The sequence below is a fragment of the Cupriavidus sp. HMR-1 genome, from assembly GCF_000319775.1.
GTDB classification, from domain to species: domain Bacteria; phylum Pseudomonadota; class Gammaproteobacteria; order Burkholderiales; family Burkholderiaceae; genus Cupriavidus; species Cupriavidus metallidurans.
On the sequence record NZ_ANKP01000252.1, the window covers coordinates 33,387 to 56,059 of the forward strand.

Here is a 22,673-nt window from a genome sequence, read left to right on the forward strand (position 1 = left end):
GTGGTCATGGCCGAGACTGTCCGCACCTGTCAGTGGTCTGCTTCTTGCTCGTACCCGGGTCGATGTTCACTCACTGCAGACAACACAGACATGGATTCGCAATTCACTCCTCGCATCAATGGCGCACGCCTGTGGCAATCGCTGATGGATCTGGGCGCGGTCGGCGCCACGCCTAAGGGTGGCGTATGCCGTATTGCACTGACCGAAGACGACCGAAAGGGCCGCGACCTCGTGGCGAGCTGGTGCCGCGAGGCTGGGCTCGACGTGCGCGTGGACGAGATCGGCAATGTGTTCGCACGACGTGCCGGCACAGAGCCCACCGCACCAGCGGTGGCCACGGGAAGCCATATCGATACCCAACCGTCCGGCGGCAAGTTCGACGGCAATTTCGGCGTGCTGGCGGGTCTGGAAGTGATGCGCACGCTCAACGATCTGGGCGTTGCCACGCGTGCACCGCTGGAGGTGGCGATCTGGACCAACGAGGAAGGCACGCGCTTTACGCCCGTGATGATGGGATCGGGCGTATTCGCGGGCGTATTCGATGCGGAGTCCGCCAGACGGCAGCAAGACCGAGACGGCGTGAGCGTTGGCGATGCGCTCGCAGCTATCGGCTATCGCGGCACGCAGCGTGCGGGTGAAGTGCCCGGTGGCATGTATGCGGCCTACTTCGAGGCGCATATCGAGCAGGGGCCAGTCCTGGAGGCCGCTGGCCTACCGATTGGCGTGGTATCCGGGGCACTTGGGCAGCAATGGTACGACGTGACCGTCACCGGCCAGGATGCGCATGCAGGCCCGACGCCGCTGGCCTTGCGTCACGACGCGCTGCTGGCTTCGGCGCGCATGATCGAGGCGGTGAATCGCATCGCGCGCGACGAAGCCCCGCATGGCCGCGGCACGGTGGGCTTCCTGGAAGTCATGCCGAACTCGCGCAACGTGATACCAGGGCGCGTGGATTTCTCTGTGGATGTTCGCCATCTCTCGCAAGATGGCCTTGACCGGATGGACGCAGCGATGCGCGCGGCGTTCGCCGGTATTGCCGATGCGACGGCCGTGGACGTGGAAATCCGGCAGGTGGTCAAGTTCGAACCCTGCCTGTTCGCGCCGGCGTGCGTCGATAGCGTTCGCCGCGCGGCGGCTGGGTTGGATCTGCCGCACATGGATGTGGTCAGCGGCGCCGGACACGATGCGGTGTACGTGGCACAGCGCGCACCCACCGGCATGATCTTCGTACCGTGCAAGGACGGCATCAGCCATAACGAGCTGGAGGATGCGCTGCCCGAGCATATCGAGGCTGGCGCCAACGTCCTGCTGCGGGCCATGCTGGAGCACGCGCGATAAGCACCTGCTGGCTCAGTGGGCGATCGATCGCGAGATCGCCCACGCGCATTCGACCACCAGCGGGCCAAGCTTCTTCTGCGCGTCGGCCATGGTCCAGCGGCTGGCTGGTGGCGAAACATGGACCGCCCCCACTGCCTCGCCACGGCTGTTCACTACCGGTGCGGCAATTCCCATGTCGCCCAGGAACAGTTCCTCCTCGTTGCACGCGTAACCGACCGTGCGGCACGCCACGACGCGCTCGAAGATGGTCTCCACCTCGGTCAGCGTGGCCGGCGTGCGTGGCGCGCGCGCGGACGCTTCAAGCATCGCTCGTACGCGTTCGTCCGGCAGCGTGCTCAGGTAGGCGCGTCCCGAGCTTGTGCAGTACATCGGAATCCGCATGCCCACCGGCGTCAGCACTGGCATGTGCTTGGCGGTCACGAGCTGCGCCATGTAGACCATCTCCAGGCCGACAGGCTCGGTCAGGTTGGCGGTCTCGCCGCTGGCATTGGCCAGTTGCGAGAGGTAGGGGCTGGCGATCGGAATCAGCGCGTCCGCGGCAACGTAGTTGTAGCCGATCTCCATCACCCTGGGCGTCAGCCGGAAACGCCTCGTCTGGGGATGCTTGTCGACGTACCCGAGCCGCTCCAGCGTGTGGATCGTGCGCTGGGCGGAGCTTTTGGTCATGCCTGTCAGTGCCGCCAGCTCGGCCAACGTCAGCGTGCGATGCACGGCGCTGAATGCACGCAGCACGTCGAGGCCCTTTTCAAGGGACTGGTTGAACAGCGGATCGGGGCGTTCTTTGTCGTCGGTGGTCATGGTCTTCGACCTGGAGTTGGCACCATCGGCGTGACCCGCTGCACCACGATGTAGATGTATTGCACCAAGATGCGGTCGAATCGATTATCGATTTCAGGCCGATTGCTCATGATACGCGAGCCGTTCTATCTGCGAAGCTGCTTGGTGTTTACCCCTACAATTTCTCGGGTTGTGCTCAGTGAAATATCACACTAGTATCACTGCAACATCAAACAGATTCCGATCTGCCGTGGCGAATCCCATCCGACTGGTCGGCGCAGCCGACGCCGAACCCACAATCCCGACCCTCGCCCAGAGCGGGGCGGCCATGCGCGAACACGCATACACCGAGATCAAGCGTCGCATCATCTCGTGCGAGTTCCGGCCCGGCGAGCCGCTGAACGAGGCCCAGGTGGCCGCGTTGCTCGGTCTCGGTCGTACTCCCGTGCATCAGGCGCTGCATCGCCTGGAAGTGGAAGGGCTGGTATCGATCCTGCCGCGCAAGGGCGTGCTGGTGACGCCGCTGTCGCTCAATGAAGTGCTCGACATGATCGAAGTGCGCGCGACCAATGAGGTGCTGTGCGCCACCCTGGCATGCGAGCGCGGTCACGACAGCGATTTCAAGGCGATGCGCGACATCGTCGACCGCTCGCCCGAGCTGGTCGCCAGGCGCGATATCCCGGCGCTGGCCGCGCTGGACCTGAAGTTCCACACGGCGATGTCGGCCGCCTCGCGCAACCGCGTGCTGGCCGATCTGCTGCGCGGCCTGCATGAGAAGCAGGCGCGTTTCTGGTTCCTCTCGCTTTCGGATCCGCAGCACCTGGAGAACGTCTACCAGGAGCATCTGGAGATCGTCGACGCCTTGGAGCGGCGCGACATACCGGCGGTGCGCGAGGCCATCCGCGAACATATCGACGAATTCCGGAAGAACATCATCCGGACACTCTGACCGACCCTTTTCCCCTCGTAACAAGGTAGTACGCAATGCCGACACTGCATCTTCAGGTAGCCGGCGGGGGCGCGCTCGCCCTCGACATCGAACGATTGATCATCGCTGGCTGGACCGGCCGCGACATGGACGCCGTCCAGCACCATATCGACGAACTCAAGGCGCTCGGCGTCAAGCCGCCCGCAACCGTGCCGACGTTCTATCCGCTGGCCGCCGCGCTGCTGACCACCGACGACGTGCTCGAAGTGCCGCGCGACGATTCCTCGGGCGAAACCGAGTTCGTGCTGCTGCGGGGCGCAGACGGACTCTATATCGGCATCGGTTCCGATCACACCGATCGCAAGGTCGAGGCCTATGACGTGACGGTGTCGAAGCAGATGTGCGCCAAGCCGATGGGCCACGAAGTCTGGCGTTTTGACGAGGTGGCCGACCACTGGGACGTGCTGGAAATGCGTTGCTGGCGCGTGCGCGATGGTCAGCGCTCGCTGTATCAGGAAGGCAAGGTGACGCGCCTGCTGGACCCGCGCGACCTGATCCAGCGCCTGACCGGCGAAGCGCAATTGCCCGTGGGCACCGCAATGTTCTGCGGCACGCAGGCAGTGATCGGCGATCTGGGCCATGGCGAAGCGTTCGAAGTGGAACTGCACGACCCCGTGCGCAACCGCACGCTGCGCCATGCATATCGCGTGGAATCACTGGCGGTGGCCGAATGAGCGCGCCGACCATAGCTCAACTGGCCGCAGCGCTGGCTGCAGGCCGCACCACGAGCGTGGCGCTGACCGAGGCTGCGCTGGCTAATATCGCCCGGCATCGGCAGGCGGGCGGATCGGCCTTCATGACGGTCGATGCAGAAGGCGCGCTGGCCCAGGCACGTGCAGCCGATCAGGCGCGCAGCGCGGGCCTTGTGGCCTCGCCGCTGGCCGGGCTGCCGATCTCGATCAAGGACCTGTTCGACGTTCGCGGTCAGGTCACGCGTGCCGGATCGAAGGCCCTCGACGGCGGTGCGCCGGCGCAGGCTGACTCGCCCGCCGTGGCGCGACTGCGTGCCGCTGGGGCGGTGCTGATCGGCCGTACCAATATGAGCGAGTTCGCGTTCTCGGGCCTGGGGCTGAATCCGCACTACGGCACGCCGCGCACGCCGTTCGACCCCGAGCGTGTTGCCGGTGGATCGACATCGGGTGGCGCGGTGAGCGTGGCCGAAGACATGGCTGTCGCTGCGCTCGGCACCGATACCGGCGGCTCGATCCGCATTCCGTCGGCATTCTGCGGCTTGACTGGTTTCAAGCCGACGGCGCGTCGCGTTCCGCTGGACGGCGCAGTGCCGTTGTCGACGTCGCTCGACTCCGCCGGCCCGCTGGCGCGCTCGGTTGCCTGTTGCGTGGCAATGGATGCGGTGCTGAGCGGCGAGACGCTGGATACCCGTGCGGCGGACCTGCGTGGACTGCGCTTCTACGTGACGCGCGATTTCGTTTGCGACGGTCTCGACCCGGAAGTGGCGCAGGCGTTTGAAGCCGCACTGGCTAGGCTGTCGGCCCAGGGCGCGACGATCGTCCCGTTCGACTTCCCCGAACTGCGCCGCCTGCCGGAGATCAATGGCGGTGGAGGCCTGACCGCGGCTGAGTCGTGGGCCTGGCATCGCACGTTGCTGGCGGCCAAGGGTGACCAGTACGACCAGCGAGTGGCACAGCGCATTCGCCGGGGCGAGAAGCAGTCGGCGGCGGATTACATCGACCTGCTGGCCGCACGATGCGCAATGCAGCAGCGTGCCGCCGTTTTGCTGCGCGACGCCGATGCGTGGCTGATGCCGACCGTGGCCGTACGCCCGCCGCGTCTCGATGCCCTCGAACGCGATGAAGACTTCTTCGCGGTCAACGGCCTGGTACTTCGCAATGCAAGCGTGATCAATTTCCTCGACGGCTGCGCGGCGACGCTGCCAGCCGGCGAAGGCATTGGCCTCGGCGTGTGCGGCCTGCATGGCAGTGACGCGCGCGTGTTGCAGGCGGCCGCGGCCATCGAACGCGCCTTCGATTGATGCGCTGATCGTTCTTTCCGCCGGATCCCACGGCTAGCACAACGCAAGACCGAGAGGGCCGCGCCAACGCAGCGCGGCCCCGCCCACCACACCCAAGGAGTAGTCACAGATGTCCATCGTGATGAGCGGCGCCCCTGGCGCCCCGGAGAGCCTGCCTGCCGCGGAACTGGCTCAGCAACGCAACGAGGCGTATCGCAAGATTACCGTGCGCCTGATCCCTTTCCTGGTCTTCCTGTTTATCCTGGCCTGGATCGACCGCGTCAACGTCGGCTTTGCCAAGCTGCAGATGCTGCAGGACTTGCAGTTCAGCGAGGCCGTGTACGGGCTGGGCGCGGGGATTTTCTTCATCGGCTACTTTCTGTTCGAGGTGCCGAGCAACCTGCTGCTCGAGAAGATCGGCGCCCGCAAGACGCTGGCGCGCATCACGATCCTCTGGGGCCTGGCGTCGATGGCGATGATCTTCGTGAAAACGCCGATGCAGTTCTATACGCTGCGCTTCGTGCTCGGCGTCTTCGAGGCGGGCTTCTTCCCGGGCGTGGTGCTGTACCTGACATACTGGTTCCCGGCCGCGCGTCGCGCACGTATCAATGGCCTGTTCATGACGTCGTTCGCAATAGCCGGAGTGGTGGGCGGCCCGCTGGCCGGCTTCATCATGAGCGCAATGGACGGTGTGGATGGCCTGGCCAACTGGCAATGGCTGTTCGTGATCGAAGGGATTCCTTCGGTGCTGGCCGGTATCGCGGTGCTGATGTACCTGCCGGAGAAACCGGTCAACGCGAAGTGGCTGACGCAGCAGGAGCAGACCATCGTCACGCGCGACGTGGAAGCCGAGGCGCGTGACCCCAACAAGCACTCGTCGCTCAAGGACGCCTTCGCCAATGCACGCGTGTGGATCTGCGCGGCGATTTACTTCTGCGTCGTTAGCGGCAACGCCACCATCGCATTCTGGTCGCCGTCGATCATCAAGGAACTCGGCGTACAGGGCAACTTGCAAATCGGCCTGGTCTCCGCAATCCCGTTCGTGGCCGGCACCATCGCCATGGTCCTCAACGGTATTCACTCGGACCGCACCGGCGAACGCCGCATGCACTGCGCGATGGCAACGCTGGTGGCAGCCGTGGGCCTGACGCTGACCGGCTTCCTGCTTCACAGCGCCGTGCTGGCCCTGATCGCGCTGACGATCGCCTCCATCGGCATCCTGGCCGCCTTCCCGGTGTTCTGGTCGCTGCCGTCGGCATTCCTTGCCGGCACCGCAGCCGCAGGCGGCATCGCGCTGATCAACTCGATCGGCAACCTGGCCGGCTTTGTGGCGCCGTACATGATTGGCTGGTTCAAGACCAGTACCGGCCAACTGGCTGGCGGCCTGTACTTCGTGGCCGCACTGGAAGCCTGCGCGACGGTACTGGTGATCGCTTTCATCCGCGCCCGCCACTGACCACGGCGCGGGATGCCCGTAGGGCGGGCAGGGGACTGGATTCCCCTGCCGCCTTGCGTTACAATCCGCTTCCTTATTGCGCCGCAGGCAGAAGTTACGCCGGCGGCACGGACGGTGTCCCGGCGCCTAGTCGCCGCAAGCAAGAAAAGGCGGGCAGTTCCAGCCGCCTTTTTTGCTTTGTTGACCACCGTCCAAGGACCGCGAGGGTGGCGAAATTGGTAGACGCACCAGGTTTAGGTCCTGACGCCAGCAATGGTGTAGGGGTTCGAGTCCCCTCCCTCGCACCAAGTTACTTCAAAAGTTACTCGTCAGTAACTTTCAAACTCCCCGCCAAGTCACGCCACTAACGCCGCAATCCTAAGTCCAGCAAGGCCTGGCGGGAACTTGGCGCGTTGTCGCATCACCTGCCACACATCACTCCACGGCACTGTGGAATCACCCCGCGCTCCCCGAAATTTCCGCGCGAACTCTCCGTGGTGTTGCTATGGCATCCATCCAAAAGATTGCGAACGGCTGGCGAGCGCAGGTCTATGTCAAGGGCCAGCGATATGACCGGACGTTCCCAGCAAGGCAGCGGCCCAGCAATGGGCCGTCACGCGCGAGGCTGCGCTACGCGCGATCGGCGCTGGCCAGGGAAGCGAGACGCACACCGTAGGACCCTTCGTGAGCGTGGCAGCGTCGGCGATTGTATGTGCCGCGACAAGTCGCTATTTCTCTGAAAGCTGTCGATGGCGACGCCTGATGACCCTGCACTGCCTCGAACCGCCGTTCCTGTTCGGGAACCGGCAACATTGGTCGGATGCGCCCATGCTCGCTAGCATTTTAGAGGTCATATTCGAGCGGACGGAGCGCGATCTCCTTGCGGTCGTGGGCGGAACGATACAGTGAGCGCATCCGTAACTGTTTGACCTTGCCAACTTTCTGGATTGGGCTTCCTCGGCCTTCTCCAGTTCCCCCGTCATGACGTGCATGGACATTTGCTGCATTGCGGCGCGCTGTCTCCATCGCCCCAATGATTAAGTAGCGCCAACTGCGGCAGCGCCAGTCTAGCAATACGAAAGGTTGATTGATCTATCGGCCGGTTTGCACGAATACTCAGCCAAAGTTAGTTCATCCCGCATCCCCATGGTGAAGTGGAGACAGGAACCATGACATTTGGCACCGCACAGATTGGATCGACGTCGCGCTATCGCACGAGCATCATGGTATCGGGCCACGCCATCACGGCCGATGAGCCCCGTGCGCTTGGCGGGCAAGGGGTTGGCCCGGCACCCTATGATCTATTGCTGGCAAGCTTGGGAGCGTGTACTGCCATCACACTCAGGATGTATGCCGAGCGCAAGGGCTGGCATTTGGAGTCGCTGGAGGTCTCCATGCGGCTTGTCGGGACGGACGCGCTCCGTATCGAGCGGACGCTTGTCATGAAAGGCTTGGAAGAGAGCCAGAGAATGCGCATGGCGGAGATTGCCGAGCGTACGCCCGTCACGAAGACGCTGCGGTCCGGGTTGCCGATCGACACGCGCCTGGCTTGATGCCGGCGCGTTTCAGGTCGGCCGCTTTCAAGCATTCCCACACTGGCTGGCAACGAACCCGCCGGACGCTGGGCGGAAGAGGAGAGCGCTCATATGATCCAGCAGAATACAGGCGGAGTCGGGTCGCGCAGACATCAGATGTTTCCCGTTCTGACGCCGATTCAGGTTGAGGCGGCTAGCCGATTCGCAAGCGGTCCGCCGCGCGTGTTCGCATCGGGTGAAACTGTCTTTGCCACGGGGGACAGGAACGTACCGGTTTGGCTCGTGCTGGATGGTTCCATTGATGTTCTGCGCCGCAATGGCCTGGACGAGAGCGCGCCCATCACTACCCATCGCGCGGGGCAGTTTACCGGAGAGGTCAGCCAGATCGATGGCCGTGCGTCGCTTGCGCTGGCGCAGGCGGGTCCGGACGGCGCCACGCTGCTGCCATTCGATCCACCGCACTTGCGCGCGCTGATGATCGGATCGGCGGAGGTTGGCGAAATCGTCATGCGCGCATTGATCCTGCGGCGCGTCAGCCTGATCGAGCATGGTGGCTCGGGTACGATCTTGATTGGTGCGTCAGATGATTCGCACCTTCTGCGCCTGCAGGGATTCCTGACCCGTGGCGGCTACCCCAATCACATCATGGACCCTCGGATCGATGGCGATGGACGTAGCTTCGTTGAGCGGATGGCGCTTCTTCCTGCCGATATGCCGCTGGTGGTCTGCCCCGGTGGCGCCGTATTGAAGCGGCCGGACGAGCGTGAACTGGCGGCCTGCCTCGGCATTCTCCCCAAGATCGAGCAGCGGAAAATCTACGACGTTGCCGTCGTGGGTGCGGGGCCGGCCGGGTTGGCTGCTGCGGTCTATGGCGCTTCGGAGGGCCTCTCGGTGATCGTTCTTGATGAGCGCACCATGGGCGGGCAGGCCGGAGCGTCGGCGCGAATCGAAAACTATCTTGGTTTTCCGACCGGCATCTCGGGGCAGGCGCTCGCAGGCCGCGCATTCACCCAGGCCCTGAAGTTCGGGGCCGAGGTGGCCATCCCCGTGAGTGTGGGGTGGCTGGATCGCGATGGAGATCGGCTGACGCTGGGGCTCTCCGATGACTCGACAGTGGCAGCGCGTACTGTCGTGATCGCGTCAGGTGCTGCCTACCGGCAACCAGACATCGCCGGCCTCAGGCATTTCGAAGGCGCTGGGGTCTCCTATTGGGCATCCCCGATCGAAGCCCGCTTGTGCGCCGGCAAGGAAATCGCCCTTGTCGGCGGCGGCAACTCGGCGGGCCAGGCGATCGTGTTTCTTGCTCCGCACGTGAAGCGGCTTCACGTATTCGTGCGGCGAGACCTGTCGGAGACGATGTCCCGCTACCTCATCGATCGTATCTCCGCGCTGTCCAACGTCGACATTCATGTCGGCACGGATCTGATCGGGCTCGCACCCCATGGCGAGACGCTTGCCAGCGCCACAGTGCGCGATCGCGCCAGCGCGGCGTTGAGGCAATACGAAATCTGCCATCTCTTCCTGTTCATCGGCGCGACACCGCATACCTGCTGGCTCAACGGTTCATTAGCGATGGACGACAAGGGCTTCATCTTGACTGGTGTATCGACGTCTTCGCTCGAGACCAGCATGCCCGGAGTCTTTGCCATCGGTGACGTCCGAGCGGGCTCGACCAAGCGAGTGGCTGCCGCAGTCGGCGATGGGGCTGCCGCCATTTCACAGATCCACGATTACCTCAGCAAGCAGGCCAAGGAGGCGGCGTGAAAACTTGTGACCATACGGATACGATCCGTGACGTTGTACCAAGTGCCCGGGGTTGCGAAGAGTGTCTGAATGTGGGCAGCACGTGGGTGCATCTTCGGTTGTGCCGGGCGCGCGGTCACGTTGGTTGCTGCGACAACTCTCCCCTCAGGCACGCCCGTGCGCATTACGAGAAAACCGGACATCCAATCATCGAGGGATACGACCCTCCTGAGGCATGGGGGTGGTGCTACGTCGATCGGGAGGAAGTCACGCTTCCGGACCAGACACCGCAGAGAGGACCGATTCCACGGTTCGTCTGATGGTCGGGTGTGCAGTCGCGTCGCCCTTGGCGGCGGCGTCGCTGGATGAAATCTTGAGTTCAAAAAATTTGATTGATTTGTGCGCGAATCCGAGGATTCAAGTACAGAGTCCGCCGCTATAGTTCCCTTCATCGCGCAGAAACTAGCCAAAAACACCGCCAAACAGTGCGACCACGCGACGCCAGTTCGATTGCTGAATTTAGTTGAATAGACTTGCTGCGCAGCCCCCAGGATTGCAACGAGATTGCAGTCCCAGACACACAGGAGAATCCACATGTCCAAACTACCGTTGCTCGACCCTGCCGATTGCGCCCTGATCCTCGTTGATGAGCAGGCGGGCCTAGCGTTTGCTGCTGGGTCTCAAGACCCGCAGATTCTGCGCAGCAACGGGCTTGCGGTTGCCAAGACGGCGGTCGCCTTCGACTTGCCGGTTGTGGTTTCCACCTCGGCCTCGAAGGTGTACAGCGGCCCATTGATGCCAGCGTTCCGGGAAGTGCTGAAGGACGTCACCCCGATCGAACGGCGCAACATGAATCTGTGGGAAGACGATGCGGTGCGCAATGCGATCACGGCGACCGGAAAGCGTACGCTGATCATTGCGGGCTTGCTGACGGAGGCCTGCGTGAGCTTCCCGGTTCTTTCCGCGTTATCAGAGGGGTATCAGGTCTACGTCGTGGCCGATGCCTGTGGTGGATTGAGCCCGACAAGCCATGACCTCGCGTTGCGACGGATGGCAGCCGCTGGCGCAGTCATGACCTCCTGGCTTCAACTCCTGCTCGAATTCCAGCGGGATTGGACCCGCCACGAAACCTATGAGAAGGCTCGCGCGATTGTGGTGGAGCATGGTGGTGGGTACGGCACGGGTCTGGCGTATGCGCGTGACATGATCAAACCGGCGTGAGCGTCCTTGACGCAGGTGCTCAATGCTCTTCGGAGGACGTAACGGACATGACGGCCATCAGCGATTCGCAATCCCACGACAACCCGGCAGCCAGCCTGTGGGCGCAATGCCGCACGGCAGTGCTGCTCACCATCGTGGGTGGCGCCATCGACACCATCGGCTTCATCGCCTTGCTCGGTTTCTTCACCGCCCATGTGACTGGCAACCTGGTGCTGGCAGGCGCGGCCCTTGTGAAAGGGGGCACGGGACTGTGGGTGAAACTGGGCGCCATTCCGCTATTCATCGTCACGGTCATGCTGGCCAAGATGTGGATCGACCGCTGCAGCCAGTCCCACAAGACCCTGGGCTGGCTTTTCGTGGCGGAGGCGGTGTTCCTGTCCGCCTTCATGCTGGTGGGACTGTACTTCGATCCGCTCCTTGATCCTGGCGCCGGTGAGCTGGCACTGACGGGTGGCCTGGGTCTGATGGCTCTGGCAATCCGCAACACGGCGAGCAAGACGTTGATCAAGCACATCAGCCCCAGCACGATGATGACGGGGAACACCACGCAGTTTGGCATCGATCTATCCAACTTCGTGCGCACGTTCAGCCGCGAACACGGGGTCGCCGTGCTGAAAAGCGGAAGCATCGTCGTCGGGTTTGTCGCGGGCGCGTTCCTTGGCGCGGTGCTTTACATGCGCATCGGCTTCTGGAGTGTGCTGCCTTTCACGCTGGCGATCTTGTATCTGGCCAGTCTTGCGTTCCGCAAGCAGTTCATTTGAGCACTGCCATGACCATCAACAAGAGTCGGCTGGAATCATTCAGCGATGGGGTGATTTCCGTGAGCTTGACGCTGATGCTCTATCAGATTCAGCTTCCTGCGGAGTTCAACTGGACTGGCGTACGTGCAGAGGCGCCTCACTTCTTTGGATACGTGCTCAGCTTTATCTATGTCGGCATCTACTGGAACAATCACCATCACCTGTTCCAGATGGTGCGTGGTATCAACGGGAAGGTCATGTGGGCGAACCTCAATCTGTTGTTCTGGCTGACGATGATTCCCATCACCACCACCTGGACTGGCAAGTCGGAATTCTCGGAGATTCCAACCGCGCTGTACGCCTTTGTGCTGTTCATGTGCGCCGTATCCTATTGGATTTTGCAGCGCGTCATCATGGCATCGGAGGGACAGGGCTCCATGCTCGCAGGTGCCATTGGCAAGGATCGGAAGGGCAGGGTGTCGCTCGTCGTCTACGCATTGGCGATCGTGGTGAGTTTCTTCAGCAGCATCGCGGCAACACTCATTCTGATTGCGATGGCTGCATTCTGGTTTCTGCCCGATTCGCGAATCGAGAGCTATCTTCTGGGGCAGGGCGGCAGGGATTCATAGGCGGCCGGGAAGCGCGCCGTCTGTGTCAACCGCAGTCCAGCCTCGCGCCCCCCCGGGGCTATATGTTCTCCACTTCGCCGGCAGCAGCCTGCAGGACGCGGGCGAAATGCTGGGGCGGTTGACCACCGGTGATGCGCTGGCTGCCGACCCGGTATGTGGGCACCGAACGGATGCCATCCAACTGGGCCTGTAGTTCCTGGGTCACGACGCTGGCTTCTCCGGTCGAGCCGTCCAGATACTCGCGCACGTTGGCTGCGTCAACGCCAATCGAAACCGCGATGTCTACCAGTACGTCCAGAGAACCAATGTCCTGTCCGCGTGTGAAATAGGCTTCCATCACTGCGCTGAACAAGTCATCCGCGCGTGCGGCGTCGTGGTCCTGTACGTAGCGCATAAGGCGGTGTGCCAGGCGTGTATTCGGCGTGACCAGTATCCGGTCGTAGTTGAATGCAAGACCCACGCGTTTCCCAGCCGCCGCAACCTCCGCATCCAGCACCTGGGACCGCTCCCAGCTGCCAAACTTGCGGCTGCGATATGCCTTGCGATCCGAGCTGGGTTTCGGCATGTCCGGGTTGAGCTCGTAAGGCTGGTATTGCGAGCGGAATCGGCCAGCCATGCCAGCCTGCTCGATGCCGGCCTTCAGCGATTGATGCCCGATCCAGCACCAGGGGCAAATGAAGTCATAAGTGATGACGATGTCTATCGGTGTCATGGAGCGCTCCAGTCCTGAAACGAAATGGCGATGACACAAAGGTAAGGCACGCGTCCGGATTCCTGAATAGGGACGCCGCGCAACCCAGCGTTGCGTTCGATGCAAGGCACGGCCGCCGACAGGGCAGCCGTGTGTCAGTCCACCTTCAGCGTGCCGGTACGGGGGCGAGCGATTCGTGCGGCGTGGCGGTCCGTTGCGCGGCTTTATGGACCATCGTGTAGGCGTAGTCCACACCCATGCCGTAGGCGCCGGAGTGCTCCTTCACGAGTTGCATCACGGCATCGTAGGTGTCGCGATGCGCCCAGTCGCGCTGCCATTCGAGCAGTACCTGCTGCCATGTCACCGGCACCACGCCGGCCTGGATCATGCGTTGCATCGCGTAGTCATGGGCTTCTCGGGTATTGCCACCACAGGCATCCGCAACCACGTAGAACTCATAGCCGGCGTCCTGCATGGCGCACAGGGCGAAGGTGGTAATGCACACCTCGGTCCACAGCCCGGCAGCCACGATCTTCTTGCGGCCGGCCGCCTTCAGCGCATCGCGCACCTTCTGGTCGTCCCAGGAGTTCATCGATGATCGCTCGAGTGTTTTCGCGTTCGGGAACACGTCAAGGAGCTCTGGAAACGTGTAGCCCGAGAACGACTCGCTTTCCACGGTGCTGATGGTGGTCGGGATATTGAAGATCTTGGCGGCCTTGGCAAGGCCGACCACATTGTTCTTCAGCGTCTGACGATCGATGGACTGAATGCCGAACGCCATCTGCGGCTGCGTGGCCAGAGGGGACTGGATCTGCAGGCCAGGCTGGGGCAGATGGGCATTCATATTCCGATCATCTTCATGACTGGGTACGGAGACATCGCCATGAGCGTCGCGGCCATGAAGGCCGGTGCCGAAGACTTCATGGCCAAGCCGTTTCGCGACCAGGATTTGCTGGACGCCGTATCCGCCGCGCTGGAGAAAGACCGTTTGCGCCGCCAGGCGGTTGGCAAGGTTGATGAGATTCGGGCGAACTACGCCACACTCACGCCACGCGAATCCGAAGTCATGGGACTGGCCGTGACAGGACTGCTGAACAAGCAGATTGCGGGCGAGATCGGCATCAGCGAGGTTACCGTCAAGATTCACCGCGGGCAGGCGATGCGCAAGATGCGGGCGCGCACGTTTGCCGATCTGGTATTGCTGGCGCAGCAGCTTGGCATCTGCAAGGCCAATCACTGACCGATTGTCAGGACGTTGCGCGCGGGAGAGGGTTCCCCCGCGCGATTGACATGCTCAGGCGATCAGCGTCCGGGCGACCAGCGTTGCGGCCGCCACGCTTGACGTACTGACCGCCAGCCAGCATCCCAGCAGGAGGGCGCCGTTGACCACGCTTCGATCTGATTTCATCTTGTGTGCTCCGTGGGGTGACTGGCTGCGGGCATGCATCAGCGCTCGATCACCGGTGCGTGCACGGGCGCGATCGATGCGTGCGGGGTCGCCGTGCGTTGCGCGGCCTTGTGAACCATCGTGTAGGCGTAGTCGATGCCCATGCCGTAGGCGCCTGAGTGTTCCTTGGCCACGGCCATCACCGCGTCGTACGTTTCGCGGTTCTTCCAGTCGCGCTGCCATTCCAGCAGAACCTGTTGCCACGTCACCGGTACCACGCCGGCCTGGATCATGCGCTGCATGGCGTAGTCATGCGCTTCCTTGGTGGTGCCGCCCGAGGCGTCGGCCACCATGTAGATTTCGTAGTCGCCTTCAAGCATGGCGGAGAGCGCGAAGGTGGTGTTGCAGACCTCGGTCCACAGGCCGGCCACGATTACTTTCTTGCGGCCGTTGGCGGCCAGCGCGTCGCGTACTTTCTGGTCGTCCCAGGAGTTCATCGAGGAGCGTTCCAGGGTTTGCTTGCCGGGGAATACGTCGAGCAGTTCCGGGTAGGTGTAGCCCGAGAACGACTCGCTTTCTACGGTGGTGATGGTGGTCGGCACGTCGAAGACCTTCGCAGCCTTGGCCAGGCCCACAACGTTGTTCTTCATGGTCTGGCGGTCCATCGACTGGACGCCGAAGGCCATTTGCGGCTGGTGGTCAATGATGATCAGCTGGCTGTTGCGCGGGGTCAGGACTTCCAGTTTGGCGTTCGACATGGTGCTCTCCACTAAGTTTTATTCAAGGAATTTGAGTTCTTGATCTGGCAGCGCCGCTTTCGCTTCGTTGCGTTGTTGCGCTGTCCATGTGCAGAACTATAGCGATGGCGAGCGCACAAACATCCGATCTGGATTGTAAGTGTTATTCAAATTTTTTGATCTTTGGAATTGGGCGGTGAAATCATGGGCGCGAAGTCGAACCGCATGCCATGCGCGGTCCTGAAGCCCTGACGCGCTCTCGCATTTCAAAAGCGACTGAGTTCTATCCATTGGGAGCGAGATGAACACGACAACCCTCAACCCTCAGGACATCGTGACCAGCATCATTGTTCACGAGGTCGAGCCCGGCGCCGCCGGGCAGTATGAGACGTGGCTCGCCGACATCCGTGTCGCCTGCTCCAGGTTTCCCGGCTACCTGAGCACCGATGTGATCCGCCCGGTCGGCAAGAGCCGTGAATACGCGACGATCGTCCGTTTCGCTGACTTCAAAAGCCTGAATGCCTGGATGGAATCCGATGAGCGCCGGCAGCATATTGCGCGGATGCAGTCGTCGCTGCGGCAGGGCGATCGCTACGAGATCCGAACCGGTCTCGATTTCTGGTTCACGCCGAAGCACGCACCGGTCAAGGTGCCGACCGCGTGGAAGCAGTGGCTTGTCACGTGGAGCGCGATCTTGCCGCTCAGCATTGTTGTACCGCTGGGGGTGGTGCCAATGCTCACCCGTCTCGGCTTCTCCCGTGACTCGTTTGCCGACAAGGCCGTCGTTTCGGCGGCAATCGTGTTCCTGATGGTCTACGTGGTGATGCCGCGTTATACCCGGCTTGTGGCGCGCTGGCTGTTCAAGTGAGGGCGCCGACGGTTTAGGCGTGGCTCCGGCTCAGTGGAGGATGTCTCCCATCGGCCGGCTACGGGTTTTGCCTGACACGCACCGTATCCGTTGATTTGATTGAGTTTTCCGGGGCGCTGTGACGTTCCGGGTCCTTGCGGAGGAAAAATTCTGCTTGATCTTCCCGATTCGATGTCCATAATGCAAACGTTTGCAAAAACATGAGAAGAAGGAAGAAACCATGGAGACGATGCAATCTCGATCGACGCCGCAATCCATTGATGACCTGGCCCTGATCGACGACGAATGGTCGGTAACCGACGTTGTCAGGCGTGCAATGGAGGGAACGGAGAATCCGCGCCTGCGCACGGTAATGGCGGCGCTGGTGCGGCATCTGCACGAATTCCTGCGCGAAGTGCGTCCGACCGATGAGGAGTTCGAGTTAGGGCTCGAGTTCATCGCCGCGCTCGGCCACGCCACGCACGCCACCAACAATGAGGTCGTGCTCGCCGCCGACGTGCTGGGCCTGTCGACACTGGTGACCACGATGAACAACAGCACAGTGGGTGGCCGTACTCCGGGCGCGCTGCTGGGGCCGTTTTATCGCGCCAATGCACCGCGTTACCAGTGTGGCGATTGTGTGGTGCAGGACGATGCACCGGGTCTGCCACTGTTTGTCAGCGGCACCGTGCGCTCGACCGACGGCACGCCATTGCGCGGCGCGACGATCGAAGTCTGGCAGGCGTCGCCGGTTGGGCTCTATGACAATCAGGACCCAAACCAGCCGGACCGCAATCTGCGCGGACTGTTCCAGACCGATGCCGAAGGCGGCTATCACTTCCGCACCGTGCGTCCGGCCGGCTATCCGGTACCCACCAACGGCCCGGTCGGCGAACTGCTGGCCGCGCAGTTCCGCCATCCGTATCGCCCAGCGCATATCCATTTCATCGTCGCCGCGGCGGGCTATCGCACGCTGGTGACGCAGGTGTTTGCCGACGACTCCGACATTCTCGAAACCGATGTCACGTTCGGCGTGCATCGCCAGCTCGTTGGCCGCTTTCAGCAGGTGGAAGCGGGACGCAGCCCGTGGGGCGACGTACCCGCGCCGTTCTACACGCTCGCATTTGATTTCACGCTGGAACCGGGCGTTCAGACGTTCCCGCGTCCGCCGATCGATTGATGGACCGACGAACCCGTCGCTCCACCGTCGCAATGTTTATCACGACCTTCCATTCATCCAACCGAACATGCCTATTCATTCCCTATCCGGCAAAGTCGCCGTGATCATCGGTGGCACCGGCGGCATTGGCCTCGCCACAGGCCATGCGTTGGCAGAGATCGGCGCCAGCGTGGTGCTGACCGGACGCGATGCGGACCGCACCGCGAGCGCCGTCGCCACGCTGCCGGCCGGCAATCATCTGGCTGCTCATGCCGAAGTCGGCGACAGCGCCACGCTGCGGCTGCTTGCGGACGACGTCCAGCATCACTACGGACGTGTCGACATCCTCGTCAACACGTCGGGCTTCACACGTGCGATTCCGCATGCCGATCTCGATGCGCTCGACGATACGTTGATCGACGAAATGTTTGCCGTCAACTGGCGCGGCCAGTTCGCCGCGATTCGCGCGTTCGCACCACTGCTGCGCGCGAACGGTGACGGCCTGATCGTCAACGTCGGCTCGATCGCGGGGCGTACCGGGCAAGGCAGCAACGTTGCGTACTGCGCGGTCAAGGCGGGCCTCGACGTCATGGCAATGTCGCTGGGCCGTGCACTCGCTCCTGCAATCCGCGTGCTCAATGTTTCGCCCGGCGTAGTGGATACCGGCTTCGTACCGGGCCGCGATAGCAGCTTCAATGAACGCGCGGCCAAGACCACACCGCTGCGGCGGATCGGCCAGGCGCAGGACGTGGCCGACGCCATCGTCGCGTGCGCCACATCGCTTCGCTTTGCCACGGGCACGACCATCGTCGTTGATGGCGGGCGCCAGCTCGGCTGATTCCTTTTCCTCTCAGTTCAACGTATCCATGCACGCACGCAAGACCATCATCACCTGCGCGGTGACCGGCAACATCGTCAAGCCAGACCAGCATCCCGGCCTGCCCATCACACCGGAACAGATCGCCAACGCCGCGCTCGAAGCGGCCGAGGCTGGCGCCGCCGTCGCGCACATCCATGTACGCGATCCGGAAACGGGCAAACCGTCGATGCGTCTCGACTACTACGCCGACGTGATCGACCGCATCCGCGCGCGCAACCGTGCGCTGATCATCAACCTGACTACGGGCCCCGGCGGGCGCTTCGTGCCCGACGAGGACGAGCCGCGCGTGGCCGCGGCGGGCACCACGCTGCTGCATCCGCTCAAGCGCGTCGAGCACATCGCCGCATTGCGTCCCGACGTGTGCTCACTCGACCTCAACACGATGAACTCGGGCGCCGACGTGGTGATCAACACGCCGGGCAACGTCCGCAAGATGGCCGAGGTGATTCGCGCCGCGGGCGTGATGCCGGAACTGGAGATCTTCGATTCTGGCGATCTGAACATGGCGCTCGACTTCATGCGTGATGGCGTGCTTGAAGGCCCGGGGCTGTGGACCTTCGTGCTGGGCGTGAAGTATGGCTTCGCACCCACGCCGGAAACGATCTTCTACGCCCGCAACATGCTGCCACCGGGCGCGCACTGGTCGGCGTTCGGCATCGGCCGCGCGGAGTTCCCGATCGCCGCGCAGGCCTGGCTGGCGGGTGGCCACGTCCGAGTCGGCCTGGAAGACAACATCTATCTCGAAAAAGGCGTGCTGGCGCCGAGCAACGCCGCGTTGGTCGCCAAGGCGCGCGACATCGTGAAGTCGCTCGGTGGCGACATCGTGAAGTCGCTCGGTGGCGACATCGCTTCATCCGCCGATGCGCGCCGCACGCTCGGACTGCGCGAAGTCTGATTTCTCTCTACTGCATGTCAATCATCATGAACACTATTCAGGTCAAACGAAAAGCCGCGAACATCGACGAACTCGATCTCACCCTGTTGGGCGTGCCACGCCCCGAGGCTGCCGACGGCGAATGCGTGATCGAAGTGGCCAGCGCCGGGGTGAACCCGAGCGACGTGAAGGCGACGCTCGGTCTGATGCCCCACGCGGTTTGGCCGCGCACACCTGGGCGCGACTACGCAGGCATCGTCATAGATGGACCGGCCGCGCTTATCGGCCAGCAGGTATGGGGCAGCGGCGGCGAGCTTGGCATCCGCCGCGACGGCACCCATGGCAAGTACCTGCGCGTCAACGCGCAATCGGTGCGCGCCAAGCCGGCAACGCTGTCGCTGCTGGAAGCGGGTGCGGTGGGCGTGCCGTTCATCACCGCCTACGAGGGCTTGCGGCGCGCGGGCATGCCAAAGGCAGGCAGCGTGGTGCTGGTCGGCGGTGGAAATGGCAAGGTGGGGCAGGCCACGATCCAGATCGCCACGGCGCTCGGCGCGCGTGTCTTCGCCGTCGAGCGTGGCGCCGAACCGTATCGCGGTCACGCAAGCGGGCCGGTACGCATGATCGATGCCAGTCGCGAAAGCATTGCCGAGGTGGTCCGGACCGAGACCGGCGGCCATGGTGCGGACATCGTCTACAACACCGTGGGCAGCCCGTACTTCGAGCAAGCGAATCTGGCCATGGCGATTGGCGCCACGCAGATCTTCATCTCGACGATCGAGAAGCCGGTGCCGTTCGACATCTTCGCGTTCTATCGCGGCCAACACACGTATGTCGGCGTCGATACGCTCGCACTGGACAGCCAGGCATGCGCGAGCATCCTGGATGCGCTCGCCCCGATGTTCGCCTCCGGTGCGTTGAAGCCATTCCCGGTACTCGACGACTACACGTATGCACTTGCGGATGCCCGCGAGGCGTATCGCGCGGTACTGCAGGGCGCCAGCGAGCGCGTGGTGCTCAAGCCATGAACACCACCCGGTTCGCACAGGCGCCGGCCTACTTCCCGGCCAATCACGAAGGCATGCATTGCCTGCGCTTGCAGGGGCACGAAGCTGGGCCGTCCGAGGCGTTGTGGATGGGTGTATCCGTGATCCTCCCGGGCGGCCACACGTCCATGGATGCCTCCCCCGTGGAAAAGCACTACGTGGTGCTGGAAGGCGAGGTATGCATCCGGACGCCCGGGGAGAGCGTCACGCTGGGCCAGTTCGACTCGGTGCGGCTGGCGCCGGGAGAAGGGCGTCAGGTGTCCAACCCTGGCAATCGCCCGGCGATGCTGCTGCTGGCCATGCCTTATCCGAAAGCTGTCAATCCATAACCATAAGCAGTTGACCCTTGACGCCCTCGTCCGCCCCGGAATGCAAACGTTTGCTGGTTGCGCAGCCCGAGGCGGGCATCAGAAGAACATAAAAAAACTGGAGACAAAAAGATGCCCCCGATACTGCACCTGCGCCGACGCCAGGTCATGCCACTGGTCGTCATGGCGACCGGCCTTGTAGCCGACGCCAGCGCGGAAACCAACGTGACGATCTATGGCCGGCTCAACACGGCCATCGAGTATTCGAGCGCAAGTACCTCGACGAATGGCACGTCGCTCGGCAGCGTGGTGCGCCAGACCAATAACCGTTCGGTGTTCGGCTTCCGCGGTGAGGAAGATCTGGGCGGATCGCTGAAGGCGGTGTGGCAGATCGAAAGCAACCTGTCGATCGATACCGGGCAGGGACAGATCGCGGGACGCAATTCGCGTGTCGGCCTGCAGGGCGACTATGGCCTGTTCTTCATGGGACACTGGACCACGCCCTACACCGAGGCAACGATGGGCTATGACCCGTACTACCCGACCACTGCCGGCTACATGGCGCTGATCGGCAACGGATCGACCTCGAGTTCGGACAACGTGCAGGACACCAGTTCGTTCGACCGGCGCCAGAAGAACATCGTGCAGTACCGTTCGCCGTCACTGGCCGGCGTCAGTGTTTCGCTCGGCTGGGGGCTGCCAGAGGAAAAGCTCACCGTGCCGCGCAATCCGGCGCTGTACTCGATGGCTGCCGTCTACGAACGTGGCCCGCTGAACGCGACCGTCGCCTACGAAATCCACCAACACTATCAGGCCGCGGGCCGCAACGACGATGCGCTGAAATTCGGCATCGCTTACCAGTTGTTCCAGGGGACGCGCCTTGCGGCGATCTACGAGCACCTGCACTACCGCACCGATACGGGTGACCTGCAACGCAACGCCTATTACGCGTCGCTGGTGCAGCAGGTAGGTACCGGCAGTGTGCGCGCTGGCGTTGCATATGCCGCGAACGGGACAGGGTCGTCGACCAGCACGATTGGCTACTTCCGCAGTGGCGCCGAGACGGGAGCTATCCAGTTCACGGTTGGCTACGACTATCCGCTGTCGAAGCGCACGGCGTTGTTCGCGTACTACAGCCGCATCAACAACAAGAAGAACGCGGTCTACGACTTCGCAATCAACCAGCTCGGCATCAAGGCTGGCGCCGACCCGCAAACGGTGGCGCTCGGCATGCGCCACTTCTTCTGACGTTCGAATACCCGCACACGCACACGCACACGCACACGCACCCGCACCCGCACCCGCACCCGCACCCGCACCCGCATCGCGAGGAGACCTATCATGCTTCGACGTTTCAAGGCGCTTGGCGCCATGCTTTCCCTTGCAATCGCATCGACCATGGCGACGGCAGCGCCGCCGCACTATCCCAGCAAGCCGATCCGGCTGGTCGTGCCGTTCTCGGCCGGCAGCGCCACCGACATACTGGCGCGCATCATCAGCACCAAGATGGGCGAAGGCGGCGCGTATCAGATCGTCGTCGACAACCGGCCCGGCGCGGGCGGCACGCTCGGCGCTACCACGGTGGCCCGGTCGGCGCCGGATGGGTACACCCTCATCCTGGTCTCGGTGGGCCACGCCATCAATGCGACGTTGTATCCGAAGCTCGGCTATGACACGGTCAAGGATTTCGCGCCGGTTTCGCTGGTGGCATCGGTGCCGAACGTGTTGGTGGTGAACGCGGCGAGTCCGTACAAGTCGGTGCGTGATCTGGTGACGGCGGCGAAGGCCAGGCCGGGCGCGATGAACTTCGACTCGGCGGGATCGGGCAGTTCCACGCACCTGAGCGGCGAGTTGTTCAAGATGCAGGCCGGGATCGACATCGTGCATATTCCGTACAAGGGCACTGGCGAGGCACTCACCGATGTCATGGCCGGGCGCGGTGACATGATGTTCGCGCCGACGCTTTCCGCCATGCCGTTTGTCAAGCAAGGCAAGCTGCGCGCGCTGGCAGTGACCACGCCCGCGCGCACGAGCGTGCTGCCCGATATCCCGACGGTAGCGGAGGCCGGACTGCCGGGCTACGCCTTCGATTCCTGGTTCGGCCTGCTGGCGCCGGCGGGTACCCCGAAGGAAATCGTCGATGCGCTAAACGCGGAGATCGGCAAGGTGCTGGCTTCGCCAGACGTGCGCGAGCGGATGGCTGCACAGGGTGCCGAGCCCCGCCGCAGCACACCGCAGGCGTTCGCCAGCTATATCCAGGTGGAGATCGGCAAGCTCGCGCCAGTGGTGCGGCAGTCGGGGGTGACGGCGGGGCAGTAAGCGGCGCCGCCATCTGGCAGCAAGCGGGCACGGGCGTGCTGATCGCAGGC

22 protein-coding genes, 1 tRNA gene and 2 pseudogenes are annotated in these 22,673 nt (G+C 63.1%); 21 read left to right on the forward strand and 4 right to left on the reverse strand.

Annotated elements, in window-relative coordinates:
• Nucleotides 1-90: 90 nt before the first annotated feature.
• Complete coding sequence (locus D769_RS27415; protein WP_008651576.1) at nt 91-1,338, forward strand: Zn-dependent hydrolase; 1,248 nt, start codon at nt 91-93, stop codon at nt 1,336-1,338.
• A 12-nt stretch (nt 1,339-1,350) separates the two neighbouring features.
• On the opposite strand, the gene D769_RS27420 is transcribed toward D769_RS27415, so the two are convergent.
• A complete protein-coding gene (locus tag D769_RS27420) occupies nt 1,351-2,136 on the reverse strand; it encodes an IclR family transcriptional regulator (protein ID WP_008651578.1) in 786 nt (261 codons plus the stop codon).
• Between the two features lie 229 nt (nt 2,137-2,365).
• Here D769_RS27420 and D769_RS27425 point away from each other — a divergent pair, with 229 nt between their 5' ends.
• The 11 genes from D769_RS27425 (at nt 2,366) to D769_RS27470 (ending at nt 12,378) form a co-directional block, all read left to right on the forward strand.
• On the forward strand, nt 2,366-3,064 hold the full coding sequence (locus tag D769_RS27425; RefSeq protein WP_152415085.1) for a GntR family transcriptional regulator: 699 nt from the start codon (nt 2,366-2,368) through the stop codon (nt 3,062-3,064).
• A gap of 35 nt (nt 3,065-3,099) precedes the next feature.
• The gene (locus D769_RS27430) at nt 3,100-3,777 is read left to right on the forward strand and encodes a DUF2848 domain-containing protein (RefSeq protein ID WP_008651580.1); all 678 of its coding nucleotides are present in this window, start codon (nt 3,100-3,102) and stop codon (nt 3,775-3,777) included.
• Nucleotides 3,774-5,096, forward strand: coding sequence for an amidase (locus D769_RS27435; protein WP_008651582.1), 1,323 nt, complete (start codon nt 3,774-3,776; stop codon nt 5,094-5,096). Before D769_RS27430 ends, D769_RS27435 begins: the two co-directional genes overlap by 4 nt.
• A 109-nt stretch (nt 5,097-5,205) precedes the next feature.
• Nucleotides 5,206-6,531: an MFS transporter gene (locus tag D769_RS27440; RefSeq protein ID WP_008651583.1), complete on the forward strand. Its 1,326-nt coding sequence runs from the start codon at nt 5,206-5,208 to the stop codon at nt 6,529-6,531.
• Nucleotides 6,532-6,731: 200 nt separating this feature from the next.
• A tRNA-Leu gene (locus D769_RS27445) sits at nt 6,732-6,818 on the forward strand.
• An 861-nt stretch (nt 6,819-7,679) separates the two neighbouring features.
• On the forward strand, nt 7,680-8,063 hold the full coding sequence (locus tag D769_RS27450) for an OsmC family protein (RefSeq protein WP_008651585.1): 384 nt from the start codon (nt 7,680-7,682) through the stop codon (nt 8,061-8,063).
• Between the two features lie 93 nt (nt 8,064-8,156).
• Nucleotides 8,157-9,809, forward strand: a complete 1,653-nt coding sequence (locus tag D769_RS27455; protein ID WP_008651587.1) for an FAD-dependent oxidoreductase — start codon at nt 8,157-8,159, stop codon at nt 9,807-9,809.
• A complete protein-coding gene (locus D769_RS31490) occupies nt 9,806-10,108 on the forward strand; it encodes a UBP-type zinc finger domain-containing protein (RefSeq protein WP_008651588.1) in 303 nt (100 codons plus the stop codon). The genes D769_RS27455 and D769_RS31490 overlap by 4 nt, the downstream gene beginning before the upstream one ends.
• 289 nt (nt 10,109-10,397) lie before the next feature.
• Entirely contained in the window at nt 10,398-11,009 is a 612-nt protein-coding gene (locus D769_RS27460) for a hydrolase (RefSeq protein WP_241227911.1), read from the forward strand.
• A gap of 47 nt (nt 11,010-11,056) precedes the next feature.
• Nucleotides 11,057-11,770 carry a YoaK family protein gene (locus D769_RS27465; protein WP_008651591.1) on the forward strand — a complete coding sequence of 238 codons (714 nt, stop codon included), beginning with the start codon at nt 11,057-11,059 and terminating at the stop codon, nt 11,768-11,770.
• Between the two features lie 8 nt (nt 11,771-11,778).
• Nucleotides 11,779-12,378: a TMEM175 family protein gene (locus D769_RS27470; protein ID WP_008651592.1), complete on the forward strand. Its 600-nt coding sequence runs from the start codon at nt 11,779-11,781 to the stop codon at nt 12,376-12,378.
• Between the two features lie 58 nt (nt 12,379-12,436).
• Here D769_RS27470 and D769_RS27475 read toward each other — a convergent pair whose 3' ends face one another.
• Nucleotides 12,437-13,090: a DsbA family oxidoreductase gene (locus tag D769_RS27475; protein ID WP_008651595.1), complete on the reverse strand. Its 654-nt coding sequence runs from the start codon at nt 13,088-13,090 to the stop codon at nt 12,437-12,439.
• A 145-nt stretch (nt 13,091-13,235) separates the two neighbouring features.
• Nucleotides 13,236-13,859 (reverse strand): annotated as a pseudogene (locus D769_RS27480) (hydrolase); the annotation flags it as partial.
• On the opposite strand from D769_RS27480, the pseudogene D769_RS27485 reads away from it, so the two are divergent.
• Nucleotides 13,851-14,309 (forward strand): annotated as a pseudogene (locus D769_RS27485) (LuxR C-terminal-related transcriptional regulator); the annotation flags it as partial. The pseudogenes D769_RS27480 and D769_RS27485 sit on opposite strands and share 9 nt — an antisense overlap.
• A 206-nt stretch (nt 14,310-14,515) precedes the next feature.
• Here D769_RS27485 and D769_RS27495 read toward each other — a convergent pair.
• Nucleotides 14,516-15,214: a hydrolase gene (locus tag D769_RS27495; RefSeq protein WP_008651604.1), complete on the reverse strand. Its 699-nt coding sequence runs from the start codon at nt 15,212-15,214 to the stop codon at nt 14,516-14,518.
• Between the two features lie 280 nt (nt 15,215-15,494).
• Between D769_RS27495 and D769_RS27500 the strand changes: the two genes are divergently transcribed.
• The 8 genes from D769_RS27500 (at nt 15,495) to D769_RS27535 (ending at nt 22,623) form a co-directional block, all read left to right on the forward strand.
• Nucleotides 15,495-16,061, forward strand: a complete 567-nt coding sequence (locus D769_RS27500; protein WP_008651605.1) for an antibiotic biosynthesis monooxygenase — start codon at nt 15,495-15,497, stop codon at nt 16,059-16,061.
• Between the two features lie 220 nt (nt 16,062-16,281).
• On the forward strand, nt 16,282-17,220 hold the full coding sequence (locus D769_RS27505) for an intradiol ring-cleavage dioxygenase (RefSeq protein WP_008651607.1): 939 nt from the start codon (nt 16,282-16,284) through the stop codon (nt 17,218-17,220).
• Between the two features lie 67 nt (nt 17,221-17,287).
• The gene (locus D769_RS27510; RefSeq protein ID WP_040011300.1) at nt 17,288-18,037 is read left to right on the forward strand and encodes an SDR family oxidoreductase; all 750 of its coding nucleotides are present in this window, start codon (nt 17,288-17,290) and stop codon (nt 18,035-18,037) included.
• A 28-nt stretch (nt 18,038-18,065) separates the two neighbouring features.
• Nucleotides 18,066-18,974, forward strand: a complete 909-nt coding sequence (locus D769_RS27515; protein WP_008651610.1) for a 3-keto-5-aminohexanoate cleavage protein — start codon at nt 18,066-18,068, stop codon at nt 18,972-18,974.
• A 26-nt stretch (nt 18,975-19,000) separates the two neighbouring features.
• Nucleotides 19,001-19,978: a zinc-binding alcohol dehydrogenase family protein gene (locus D769_RS27520; RefSeq protein ID WP_008651611.1), complete on the forward strand. Its 978-nt coding sequence runs from the start codon at nt 19,001-19,003 to the stop codon at nt 19,976-19,978.
• Nucleotides 19,975-20,325 carry a cupin domain-containing protein gene (locus D769_RS27525; protein ID WP_008651613.1) on the forward strand — a complete coding sequence of 117 codons (351 nt, stop codon included), beginning with the start codon at nt 19,975-19,977 and terminating at the stop codon, nt 20,323-20,325. Before D769_RS27520 ends, D769_RS27525 begins: the two co-directional genes overlap by 4 nt.
• 111 nt (nt 20,326-20,436) lie before the next feature.
• Entirely contained in the window at nt 20,437-21,552 is a 1,116-nt protein-coding gene (locus D769_RS27530; protein ID WP_008651615.1) for a porin, read from the forward strand.
• Nucleotides 21,553-21,675: 123 nt separating this feature from the next.
• Nucleotides 21,676-22,623, forward strand: a complete 948-nt coding sequence (locus tag D769_RS27535) for a tripartite tricarboxylate transporter substrate binding protein (RefSeq protein ID WP_241227913.1) — start codon at nt 21,676-21,678, stop codon at nt 22,621-22,623.
• Nucleotides 22,624-22,673: the final 50 nt, after the last annotated feature.